Below are 12456 nucleotides of genomic sequence, written 5' to 3'. Positions count from 1 at the left end.
ACATGAAACTCAGTACGCGGCTCGCATCGGCTGGTCTGGTGGCCGCGGCAGTCCTGTTGGGCGGTTTTGCTTCGCCCACCGAATGCCACGCTCAAAAAAGATACAACCCCTATCACCCCAAAGTCACCCGTATCGCTGGCGATGCGGTTCGATACCTTGAAGACAATCCGGGTGGCACAAAAGAGTCTGCGATTTGTGCACTGGCAGTGCTCGAATACTACAAACGCTATGATGGCGCTGTCCCGAAGGACAATCCAATGGTCGAAGAGATCGTCGCCAAATACGCGGAGATGATCGACAACCAGTCCGCCGAAATGTTGCAGAATCGCGAAGTCTACCTGCCGTGCCTGGTGATGATTCTGCTGGCCGAGTACGACGCGGAAAAGTACAGCAAGCAGCTCAACACAATGGTCGAGATGCTTGGTCGATCGCCAGCAGGAAATGGGATCGTTTACGTATTCGCTGGACCCGGCCCCGGACACCTCGCAATCACAGTTCGCCGCGCTGGCTTTCTTCGTTGTCCGACAACACAGAATCGCAGTCGATCCGGAAGTCATCGAACGGCTCCTAAATTTTTACGTCGAGTATCAAGCCGGAAATGGCACTTGGGCTTACAGACCTAAACGAGGTAGCCCTTCGGTCAACAGTACCAACTCGATTCATTCGGCCTCACTCAGTTCCGTTTATCTGCTGGCCGACCTGTTGCGTCTCCAGCCGCGTGTCAAAGACATGTCATCCAAAAGCATTGACTCTTCGCTGAACTTGCCAAAAAACGTGACGGTCTACTTGCCTCCTGTTGAAGGCAAGAACGCCGACGTCGAAGCGATCTGGGGCAGCCGCGGCGATGGTCCGGTCGTCGAGTATCCTCGCGGAAAACTTTCAAGCTGTAAAAACGCCGGTAACGGTTGGTACTCAAGCCAGTTCCAGTTTCCGATCGACCAATGGAATTCGTACTACATGTACGCTCTTGAGCGATACGCCTACTATAAAGAACAAGCCGACGGAAACATCGGCAGTTCACTGAAGTCGTGGTACGACGATGGAGTCGATTACCTCGAAGAGTATCAGGACGAAGCGGGGGCTTTGGTTGGACACAGCCGCGTCGTCAACATGAAAGTCAACGTCAACACGGCCTTCTCCGTTCTGTTTCTCGTCCGAGCCAGTGAAGTCATTTCGCTTCCGCCAGTAAACACAAAACTCAACGGCTTTGAGGGAATCCCATCGGGCGAAATTCGCCAGGGGCAGGACGGGCTTCCTGTTTCTGTCGATGCGGAAAAAAGTTTGAAAGGGCTCATTGATGCACTCGCGGATGACAGCCTCAATGAGCGCCAGCTTCAGCAAATTTCTGACGCCATGAAACGGGCCGTTCGCGAATTTAAAGACACTCCCGATCGTTCGCGAGGTGAGATTACCGCTTTCTTGAAAACGATGATCAGCGAAAAAAACTACTATCGCCGGCTCGTTGCGATCAAGTTTCTTTCCGGCGAACAGGACATGGATAATGTGCCCGCGTTGCTGTACGCCCTGGGAGATCCGGATCCGAAAATCGCTATTGAAGCCCACAACGGATTGCGTCTGATTAGCCGAAAGTTTGATACCTTTGTTTTCGAAGACAAAGGCAACAAGGAAGACAACCTGCTGGAATTTGTTCGACTGAAGAATCAATGGACCAAGTGGTTTCTTGACATCCGTCCTGACGCTGAACTTTTGGAATAGGGATAAAACATGAGCATTATCACACGACCCATCGATCGAGTTGAGTCAAAGACGAGCGCGTACGATCGCCTCAGCGCGTGGTTGACGGCGCTGATCACGCTGGTTGGCTTTCTGGTAACCATGCTGTTTCTGATCTGGCTAACATCGGTGTTCAAATTCGAGCGAAACGTCGCGCCGCCATTTGTTCCTGCAACAATCGGCGAAGACGGCAACGACAAACCTGAAGGTTTCGAAGACGACGAACTTGATCCCGGCGTTGAGGACTTTGCAGAAGTCGATACACCTCAACTCGCGGAAGCCCTCGAAGCCGTTTCGAACGCAGTTTCCACGATTCGTGCGAACTCCGAGCATGTCAGTGGCGACGCGGCGGTGATGGGGAAAGGCGGCGGCTACGGCAGCCGCGAGGGCGGTCCCTCGGGATCGGGCGACGGAATTCCTGACTACAAGCGTTGGAAGATCGTTTACGAGGTCGACAACAAGGACACCTATAAAGACCAACTGGACTATTTCAACATTCAGATTGGCGTGATCCCTGCGGTCGGAGAAACGGTCTATCGCATCAGCAACGTTTCCAAACGCGGCCAGGTGACTCAAACAAGTCGCGAAAAAGAGAAGAAGTCACTGCTCTTTTCACACGCGAAGCTACGAATGAAGAAGTGGGACCAGGAAATCGCCGCCTCGTTGAACATTGACACCTCGGGTGCGACGATGGCTCAGTTCTACGACCAACAAACCCGATTCACGATTGCCAAAGCCGAAGATGACTACTTGAAAAGCGTTGACCGTGAACTTAAAGAAGTGCGTCGCACGAATATCAGAGTCGAAGCAGACGGCGGCGGATTCAAGTTCACCATCGTGAACTGTGAATTCCAATAGCGAAAAAGCATCAGCCATTATAGCCCTATAGAGTCCAGGTTCGGGACGAACGTGCTGACTTGGAGTCAATACATGTTGGATCGTCAAGTCGATCGGCATGCGACAGTCGGTGAAATTTCTGATACCGTCAGAACAGATCTTACGATCACAGAAACAGGGAAACGTTTTGCATTTCTGTTTCCAGTTTTCCAATTCGTTAAGTAAACTTCAATTGCTCGTCCGTTCCACTTCCACATGAACGATGGGTAGCAAATCCTTCGAAGAACTTCGCCCGCGCGAGTCCGTCGGAGAGTGCAATTTGCCTTAAAACGCGTTAGAAGCCTTCTCAATTTTTTGATCTGGTTCATAATGCGACCCGCCGGAACGGACAGTTTCGCAGGGGGTGAATCGACGAAATGCCACCCCACCACACTCATTCGCGTAAACGGCACGGATGAATTACTAACACAAGCTTGATAACAGGCACGATGGGGGCTCGATGGATACCGTTTTTGATTTTGCTGGATACGCGATTTATGCCGTTATGTTCTTCATCGCGCTCTGGGGCGCGTTTTGCATCGTGATGGTTGTCAGCCGCGTGCGACAAAAACAGTTCACAAGCGAAGAGCAGCAATCTGCGTTTCTCGAAGCGATTGAGGAGCCACTTTCGAAAGGCGACTACGATGCCGCCAACGAACTTTGCGATGGTGATCGACGGGCAACCTGTCAACTTTCCCAAATGGCAATCGCCAACAGGAAGTTAGGCTATAACCGCGTGAAGCAGTTATTGGTCGACCGCTTTCAACGCGACGTGCTTCAGGATCTTGAATATCGACTCAGCTGGGTCTACACGGTTATCAAAGCGGCTCCGATGATCGGGCTGCTTGGTACGGTACTCGGCATGATGAAAGCCTTCGCGAAACTCGCGGTCGGCGGAGCGTCGGTCGACGTCAGTAAACTGGCTCTCGACATTCAGTTCGCCCTGATCACGACAGCACTCGGCTTGGCGATCGCCATTCCGCTGGTTCTGGGTACGGCATACATCAACGTCCAAATCAAGAAGATGGAAGACCTTGTTGGCTACGGCCTGAATCAATTCCTTGAGATCTTCAAGGAAGCCAATATTCGTTTCCCCAACAAGTAGTCGGGGGTTACCTTGAAAGAAGAATCCGGACTACAGCTGCCCAAACGCAAGCGGAACCCTGACGACGGCGAACTCGATATCACTCCGATGATTGATATCACGTTTCTGTTGCTGGCGTTCTTTGTGGTGGCTTCCAAAATGGACCCGCAGGCCGCTATTGAACTTCCCAAAGCCAGCTACGGCGTTTCGGTACCGGAAAAGGCTGCCGTTACGCTGCTGGTGACGCTGGACGAAGGCGGTCAGTACAAGATCTTCAAAGGCAAAAGCGAAGACAATCCGGTCGCCGCCTCTGACCCGGAAGGCATCGAAGACGAGATTGCCCAGTTCGTTCAAAATGAACTTGGAGCGAATCCAGAAAAGACATCGATCCTGATCAAGGCCGCTGGCGAAGTGAAAACCGGAACGGTCGAGATGGTCCGTCGTGGCGTGGCGGGATCCGAGATGGCTGCCGAACGCAAGGTCTTCGTGGGCGTGAAGGAGGAGCAGTAGATGAGCGACGAATCTGACGAACCAGTGAAGGGCGACGAAGGCGTTGTCGAATATCGCGCCGACGGAGCACGACATCACGAGTCCGGTGAGTACCGCGACATGGGCTGGAAGGGCTTCGACGATAGCGAAGAAGTCATCGACGACGACTATGAAGAACCCGCGACGATCGGCAAAAAGGAGAAGATCCCGGAAGACGATCTGGATATGACGCCGATGGTCGACGTCACGTTCCTGCTGCTGATCTTCTTTATGGTGACGGCCAGTTTCTCGCTGCAAAAATCAATTGAGCAACCGCCTCCTGAAACGGATGAGCCTTCTGATGTCGTTCAGGAAGAGGATCCGGACAAGGACTATGTGACCGTCCTGATTGATCAGAACAACACCTTTTACGTGACATCGCGCGACGAAGACGAAGTCGAATGCCCGAGTCGACGCGAGATGTTTACTCGGGTTAAAGAAGCCAAAAACATGTCGAACGTTGGACGCATGATTATTCGTGCTCATGTCGATTCGATGCACAAGAAAGTTATTTCGGCGTGGGACGCGGGAGTCGTCGCCGGAATCGAGAAAATTTCCATCGAAACGACGGAAGAGGAACTATGACTCCGAAGGAACTTCTACAAAAACTCGAAAGTCTGGGTTCGATCGAATCCAAAGCGCTGCGAAAAATTCGCATCCAGGTAGAAGACCCCGAACGCACGGTTAAAACCAGTGCTGTTCTGAGCTATCTCGTGCGTAAAGGTCAATTGACCGAAGAGCAGGCGCGGCAGATCATGCAGGGGGAAACACCCTCTGTCAGCCGCAGAAATACCGACGAGTTGATGGTTGGCGTCGTCGAAGATGACCAGCCGACCAAATCCGCGGAAGTCAAACGCAAACCGAAACCCAAGCGTTCGAATCGAACTGACAGGACTCGCGAAGACGTCGATGCCATCGTGCCTGTCGCCGCGCCGATCGCCGAAGTCGAAGTCGATCCGCTGCCTGGCGACGAGTACGTTGACGAATTCAACACGTATGGCTCGGCGGAGGAAAGTGGCGAAAACAAGAAACCCACTTTCACCGGAAAGATCGACAAACGCGACCAGTGGAACAGTCGCTGGCCCTACATCGGGTTTGGCATTCTGGGCTTTTTGTTGATGGTCGGCATGTTCCTGTGGTTCACTGTTAGCAACATGGAACCAGAGGCGATGTACAACAACGCCAGGGATCACTACGACAACGGATCCTATCAGGCGGCGATCAAGGCCTACGATGAGTACATCGAAGCGGCTCCCAACCACAAGTTCATCAAGGAAGCCAAAGCGCGGCGGGTTCAAAGTCTGCTGCGTGATTCTTATGAGTCGAAACTGTGGGAAGAGACGCTGATTCGAGCCAAAGAGAAACTGGCCGAGTACGCTGAAGACGAAGACGTGGACATGGACAAGATCCGCGATGACCTTGGAGTGATGTTGCCTCGTTCGCTCGCCGAACTGACGACAACAATGCTGAAGAACACTGAGCTTGCAGCGATGGAAGGCAACCTCGTGAAAGCATCGGGATACAAGAAAGATCTGGTCGACAACGTTTTCTACGTGACGTCATCGTCCCGAAAAGTTCCGACGAACAAGAAGTACATCGACAAGCTTGAAAACAACATTCGCACGATCGAAGGCTACATCACGAAAGAGAAAGACTACGGCAGTGCGTTGTCTTCGATCGAGTCGCTTGGCGAAGCAGGCAAAACGGAAGAAGCGTTCAAGACGTTTCAGGATCTGACGCGGCAATACGGTGACCTTGCCGCACGCGAAGAGTTGCGTGCGTTGATGGTAAAAACCAGCGAGCTCGAGTCGAAATTGATCCAGCCAGCACAGGTTTCGATTAGCGCTGTGCCCGATTTTGCAGCTTCTGCGATTGAGCAAACCTGGGTGATGGGCGCCATCGTTGGTAGTCCTGACGAAGGCTTGCAAGGCGAAGTCATCCCGACGTTGGTCGATGGATCCGTGTTGGGCTTTGATGCCGGCACGGGTGAAATCGCGTGGCGTCAGTTCGTGGGCTTGGGCTCATCGATCCAGCCGCAGAAGATGGGCGAAGAGCATGTGCTTGTCTCTGACGTCGAACATAGCGATCTGCTGAAACTGGAATTGGCAACGGGTCAGCTTGTATGGCGGACGCCGATTGGCGAAAAGTTCTTCACGCCAGCGTTGACGGCTGAGAAACTGGTGATCACAACGGCCAGCGGAAAGCTGCTACGTCTTGATCCGGGTTCAGGAGAGCTGATCGGTTCAGCCCAACTGCCTCAGGGAGCCAACGCGCGTTGCTTTATCAGTGAGCAGGACCCGTTGATCTATCAGGCTGGACTGAAATCGAATCTGTATGTCATCGGCACCGAAGACATGGAGTGCAAAGAGGTGTTTTACCTTGGGCACTACAGCGGAAGTATTTCTGTGCCGCCTTATATGTACAACGGCCACCTGATCGTACTGGTCAACGGCGGCGACTACTGTGACATGTTTGTGCTGCGTCCAAAAGAAAACGGCATGCAGCTTGGACCGGATCCGGTTCAGGTAATTCGTCGCGTTGCCAATGGCCCGGTGACTCGTCACCTGCGGCGCTACGGTCGCTGGTTGCTGGCCGTCAGCGACGACGGCCAGATGGTGATCCTGGAATTCAATCAGGGCGACGAAAAGACTCCGATCAGCAAGTTCGCGACGGAGAGTTTTGAAAGTAAAGAAGGCCAGCCTTCCTTTATCGAAACCGATGGCAGTAGCCTGTGGGTTTGCGGTACTGGGGCTGCGTTCTATAAAGTCAAACGGAACCTTGGAAAGTTCGACCTGAAAGTTCTGAAGCACGGAACGGATTCGTTCGTCGCACCGTGTTTGAAGCTTGATGACAAGCTGTTCCACGTTCGCAAGCGATACGGTTCCGGGATGGTTTCGGCTTCTTTGGTTGACGCGAATACGCTTGAGCAGATTTGGCGGAATGATTTTGGTGGCGAAGTCGCCGGACCAGTCATCGACGCCGGCGGAAAGCGATTTGCAGTTTCCAATCAGGGTGACCTTTTCGAAATGCCAGGTGATGCTCAGGGCAATTTCATTCGTCAGGCGGCCAAGGCCAGCACGGTGGTTGAGAGCCTTCAGTTTTCGACGACTTCGGATCTTGGAGACGGTTCGTGGGTCAGTGTCGGCGGTGCCGGATCACGAGAGTTCGCTACGATTGATGCGACTGGTTCGCTGAAATTGACCGAACTGGCAGCTCCTTCAGACAATCCGGCTTGCGAGCCGATCACCGTTGATGGGCAGTTGATTGTGGCCAACCTGAATGGTCAAGTCGCTGCGATTGACCCAGCCACTGGTGGCATGAAGGGCGAGGCCTTTCTTCCGCCGGTTGCTCCCGGGAAAGACGTGAAGTGGATTCGTCCGGTTCAGGTTTCCGAAAACCAGATCGCAATCGCGACTCAGGTTGGTGAAGACAGCGGTGCAACGTCGAGCACGCTTTACCTTCTCAACATCGAAAAAGGTCGCTCGATCAACAGCAACGGTTCGCTTGAGTCAACTGGAAACTATGTTGGCAGTCTGGCATCGTTTGGCGGTGCCGTGTTTGCGGCAGATCGAGTCGGCGATGCGGATGCGATCGTGAAAACAGACAGCTCAGCCCAGGAAGTTGCCCGAGCGGCGCTGGATGGTCGAGTTGTTAGCGGCCCGTGGGCCGTCAGCGGTGGCATCATGGCTTTGCTCGACAGCGATCAGCTGGTGATGCTTGACGATTCGTTGAACCAGAAGTGGATTCGAAACGTAAAGAATGATCGATTCGCTTGCCCGCCGCAGGAAGTTTCCGGGCAGCTCGTGCTGGTTCTGCAAAACGGAAAAGTAATGTTCCTCGATGCGGCTTCTGGTGATGACGTCAATGTTATTGACCTTGGCCAACCGATCGTCCAAGCACCAACATTTGCGGACGGGAAGGTTTTCTTCTCCGGCATGGACGGTACGGTTCACGTGCTGAACAACGGTTCTTAGTTGCTCTGGTTCGCCAACGTTTGGGATTGAATGAAACTTACACTTGAAAACGAATCGGGTCTTCTGCGTCGCTTCATCGTGGCGGCGGTAGTTGTTTGTACTTTTGGCGGCATCAGCCCTGTCGGCGGTTTCCTGTCAGGCGATGACGCGTCACTGCAGGCGCAAGTGATCGAAAAAGACGGTGACTGGCCTTCGCCGCTAATGGATGAAGAGCCGTTCGACGTTTTGTATCTGGACGACAGAAGTGACAACGCGATTATCAAGATCGTGCCCGTCGAGAATCTGGATCTGCCGTTTCCGGAAGAAGGCAATCTGCGGTTCGAATACCGTGAGGATTCCGAGTTCGTTTTGCAGGTGCCGTATCGTCACATCGAAAGCTACGTAACCTTTAACGAGCTTCTGCTTGAAGAGGCAGAAGATTTCCTTCGCGACAATCAATACGCTCCGGCGCTTCGCAATCTGCTGTACGCCTATGATCACGGGGCAGCCAATGATCCCGACGTCAGAAGGCGACTTCAGAGCTGCCTGTTCAAAGACGCCGTAGCCAATTACTCGGACGGCAACTACGAACTTGCTCTTTCCATCTTCGAAGATCTCTATCGAAAAGATCCGGATTTTCGCGTTCCCGGAATCAATGCGTCACTGAAGAAGACCATTCAAAGTTGCTACGACGGAATGCTGGAAAAGCGTTTTGAAAGAGGCGACGCAGAATACATTAAGTCCGCTCTGGACGGAATCGAAAAACAGTACGGCGAGGTGATGGAAGATTTCGTCGCCAGTTGGCGACAGAAGTTTCTTGACAAGGCGAAACAGGTGCTGCGTGATGCCCGCAAAGCCGCCGCGGAAGGCGACGGACGCCAGGCTCACTACCTGTCCCGGTTGGCAGAGCGAATCCAACCAGGCATGAAGGAGACACGGGACGTTCAGGTCGAGATCACCAAACAGTACCCTCTGATTATCGTCGCGGTAAATCAACCAGCAGGCGATGCGAACCCGAATCGACTGGATCACTGGGGTTCACGACGCGTTGGAAGACTGACTCAGCGAACGATGATTGAACTGACAGGGCTCAGCGACGAAGGCGGACGCTATCAATTCCTCAACGGACGTTTCGAACGCACGGACGATTTGGGAATGGAGTACGCTTTCATTTTCGATGAAAAACCCGATCCGCTGCTGCCTTATTCGTCACCGAATCAGGTCGCGTCGCGGTTGCTCGATCATGCCAATTCGTATTCGCCGAACTACCTACCGGCATGGGCAAAGATTTTGGGCTCTGTTTCTGTTGATGGAGCCGATCGCGTTGCAATTCAGCTTCGCCGTCCGTTCGTAAGACCTTCAGCGCTGGCTCGTTTTCAATACGCCAACCGTGAAGAAGACGGCCAGCCCATTCAGGATGGTGTCTATGCGATGACGTCCAAGCGAGGCAAAGAAGCCACGTTTGAATTCAACGAACGTTATCCTCGCGAATCACAAAAACAGTACCCCGTTGTCATTGAAGAGTACTACAGAGCGTCGTCGGATGCGGTGGATGCGCTGATTCGAGGCGAAGTCGACATTGTGGATCGCCCTGCTTTGTCCGACATCCCGAAACTGCGTAAGGCACCTGGAATCGAAGTTCGTGCATACGCGATCCCGACCGTTCATTTTCTGGTTCCCAAGGTTCGCGGCGAGTACGAAGGTTCCGTTCAGCTTATACGGGCTCTTTCGACCGGCATCAATCGGGAAGGCATTGTGAACGATGTCTTTGGCGGCGAAGACATTGACGGGTGTGAACCGCTGAGTGGGCCGTTTCCGATCGGCAGTGACGAGTACGATCAGGTTTCTTACGGCTACGACATGAAAGTCAAATCGCTTCCGTATCAACAGCGATTGTCGATGGTTTTGTCTCATATGGCCAACACAACAAAGACCAAAAAGTTCCCCAAAGGTCGCTCGGCTCCGCCAACAATTGTGCTGGCTCACCCCTCTGGTTCGCTGGCGACCGCGGCGTGCGAAAAAATCAAACAAAGCTGGGAGGAGTCCGGAATCGCCACGACACTGCGACCGTTGGCCAAGGAAATTTCGTTCCCTGAGGACGACAACTGGGACATGCTTTATGTCGAAGCCGCGATTGAAGAACCGTTGACGGACGCTACCCGGATCATGGGAACGTATGGAATCGCGAAAGACGTTTCCTCTCCCGTTGATCAGTCACTTCAGAAACTGGGCTATGCCGAATCGTGGCAGGATGCGAGTCGTACGTTGCGTCGAATCCATCGTCAGGTTTCCAACGACCTGTCTATCATCCCGATGTACCAGATCAAGGAACACTTTGCGTTTCGCAAAAATGTTTACGGGCTGGGGCGCGACCTGATTCATCTTTACCAGAACATTCGTCGCTGGCGGATCGAAGGGTACGCAAGCGAGCAAAAGGAAGCGAAATGATTCACGCAAGATTTACTTTCGCATGGTTGGTAGTTGCTCTGCTAGCGAGTCCGGTTTTCGCGACGCAGGAATCTCCCGTCGACTCGGAATCGGATCCAGCACCAACGGCACCAGCCTGGCGTGGCGAGTTCCGGTCGGTCAAAATTGCTCAAGAGCCTGCCGCCAGTCAGCGGGCCTGGGAGACGCGACCCTATCAGGTTGCCGTTTGGGTTTGCCTTGATGGTTCGCCTGCGTTGATCGACAGCGAGGAAGAAATTTGCCGACGAATTGAAACTGACTGCCAACTTCTCGATCCCAGCGGTTGGAACGTGGTCGCTGGCACGCCTCCCAGCCAGTGGCGTTGGAAGTTGCTGCACTCCGATGTTGAGGACTCTATCGTCGAAAGCATTCTTGCCGAACCCGAGCTTGAGTTCTATGACAAACTGATGATCGTGCGTGTTCGAACCGTCGCGGGCGAGTACAGAATCGACGTGCGAGAGATCGATGCTCGCACGCGTCAAATCGGCCCCACGGGTACTTCCCGAACAGGACTGATGTCTTCCGTTGGACCGCTTGCGGCGAAAGTTTTGAGCCGTGCATTCATGCCGCTGGCCCGTATCGATGAAGTCGGAAAGACCAACAAGGCAGAACTTCGTGCCCGCGGTATCGAAGCCTGTGTTCGCACCGAAATCAATGAAAACCTACAACCTGTAGTCGTTCCGATTGAAAGTTCGCCGTGCTATGTACGCGAATCGGACCGGCTGTTGCCTGTCGTCGTTCGTACTGACAGAAACGGAAACGTTGTCAGACTGGATGCGGTTCCGTTTACGTTTATCGCCATCGAAGCAATTGAGGGAACCGTGATCAACGGGATGGTTTTCTCTTCTGTTCGTGCACCTTTGGCCGGACGGAAAAGTAAACGAGCCGAAAAACTGGCACTTGTGATTCGCCCGAGCAACGGCTCAACCGTTCTTCGACTGGTTTCGCGTGGCGAAGAAGAACCTGAACCGCTCGAAGGTTACGACATCGTGACGGTCGAACCTGATGACATTACGACGGAACTTGAGTACCACGGCAAGACTGACTGGCGAGGCGAGATCGAGATTCCACAGAGCGACGACATGCGGATGTTGTTGGTTCGCCGCGGTGGTCGACGTCTCAAGAAAATCCCGGTGATCCCTGGCTTCCGCGACGAACTGGAAACGACGATCACCAACGACGAAATTCGTTTGTTGGCCAAGGGTGTGGTCACGGGTCTGGAGAACGAGATCCTTTCGCTGGCAGTGTTGCGGCAGATCTATCAGAAGGAAATTGAAAAGGCGATCGAGGACGGCAAGGAAGAAGACGCTCGCAAGATCTTGCAAACATATACCGATCTGGAGAATCCGATGGACCTGCGTGCGAGAATGGCGGACGAAGAAATTCGTCTTAAGGCTCAGACAGACGTGCAACGTGAAAAGCAGTCGATTCAAAAGATGTTCTCGCCACTAAAGAAGATTGCCAGTTCGGATTTCATCAAGAACGCCGAAGCTGAAATTCGAAAGTGGATCGAGGCTGGAAAAGTTCCGCCGCGACCCGAACCGAACGCTGATTCCGCACCAGCCGAAAAAGCGAAGCCTCTGCAGGGCTCTGGCTAAACCGGACGCTGAAAGAAATGATGCGTTTCGCGATGCCGGCAGCCATTCCTCCAATTGGTGGTGAAATCTTCAGCGACAACGACTATCGCACGAGCGACCTGCACGTCGCTCTCGCTTCGGGTTATGATTGAATTGCTCTTGCCTTGGTGGTATCCCATCGCTCAATGAACGATTCCGAATCGCACGGACTTCAGGCGTCGTTCTTGTAATGCAGTGG

At 53.3% G+C, this 12456-nt stretch carries 9 protein-coding genes; all 9 read left to right on the top strand.

Features of this window, described 5'->3' with window-relative positions:
• The first annotated feature begins 2 nt into the window (after positions 1-2).
• Positions 3-623, top strand: a complete 621-nt coding sequence (locus MFFC18_RS02335; protein WP_157665157.1) for a hypothetical protein — start codon at positions 3-5, stop codon at positions 621-623.
• Positions 624-729: 106 nt separating this feature from the next.
• Positions 730-1716, top strand: coding sequence for a hypothetical protein (locus MFFC18_RS02330; RefSeq protein ID WP_075084752.1), 987 nt, complete (start codon positions 730-732; stop codon positions 1714-1716).
• 9 nt (positions 1717-1725) lie between these two features.
• A complete protein-coding gene (locus tag MFFC18_RS02325; protein ID WP_075084753.1) occupies positions 1726-2592 on the top strand; it encodes a hypothetical protein in 867 nt (288 codons plus the stop codon).
• A gap of 478 nt (positions 2593-3070) precedes the next feature.
• On the top strand, positions 3071-3715 hold the full coding sequence (locus MFFC18_RS02320) for a MotA/TolQ/ExbB proton channel family protein (RefSeq protein WP_075084754.1): 645 nt from the start codon (positions 3071-3073) through the stop codon (positions 3713-3715).
• A gap of 12 nt (positions 3716-3727) precedes the next feature.
• Entirely contained in the window at positions 3728-4204 is a 477-nt protein-coding gene (locus tag MFFC18_RS02315) for an ExbD/TolR family protein (protein ID WP_075084755.1), read from the top strand.
• On the top strand, positions 4205-4807 hold the full coding sequence (locus MFFC18_RS02310; RefSeq protein ID WP_075084756.1) for an ExbD/TolR family protein: 603 nt from the start codon (positions 4205-4207) through the stop codon (positions 4805-4807).
• Positions 4804-8196, top strand: a complete 3393-nt coding sequence (locus MFFC18_RS02305; RefSeq protein ID WP_075084757.1) for an outer membrane protein assembly factor BamB family protein — start codon at positions 4804-4806, stop codon at positions 8194-8196. The genes MFFC18_RS02310 and MFFC18_RS02305 overlap by 4 nt, the downstream gene beginning before the upstream one ends.
• Before the next feature lie 30 nt (positions 8197-8226).
• Positions 8227-10623: an ABC transporter substrate-binding protein gene (locus MFFC18_RS02300; RefSeq protein ID WP_075084758.1), complete on the top strand. Its 2397-nt coding sequence runs from the start codon at positions 8227-8229 to the stop codon at positions 10621-10623.
• On the top strand, positions 10620-12239 hold the full coding sequence (locus MFFC18_RS02295) for a hypothetical protein (RefSeq protein WP_075084759.1): 1620 nt from the start codon (positions 10620-10622) through the stop codon (positions 12237-12239). The genes MFFC18_RS02300 and MFFC18_RS02295 overlap by 4 nt, the downstream gene beginning before the upstream one ends.
• Positions 12240-12456 lie beyond the last annotated feature (217 nt).

Source organism: Mariniblastus fucicola (assembly GCF_008087665.1).
Taxonomy (GTDB): domain Bacteria; phylum Planctomycetota; class Planctomycetia; order Pirellulales; family Pirellulaceae; genus Mariniblastus; species Mariniblastus fucicola.
Note: the sequence above shows the minus strand (reverse complement) of the source record. Positions and strands in the feature narration are given on the sequence as shown.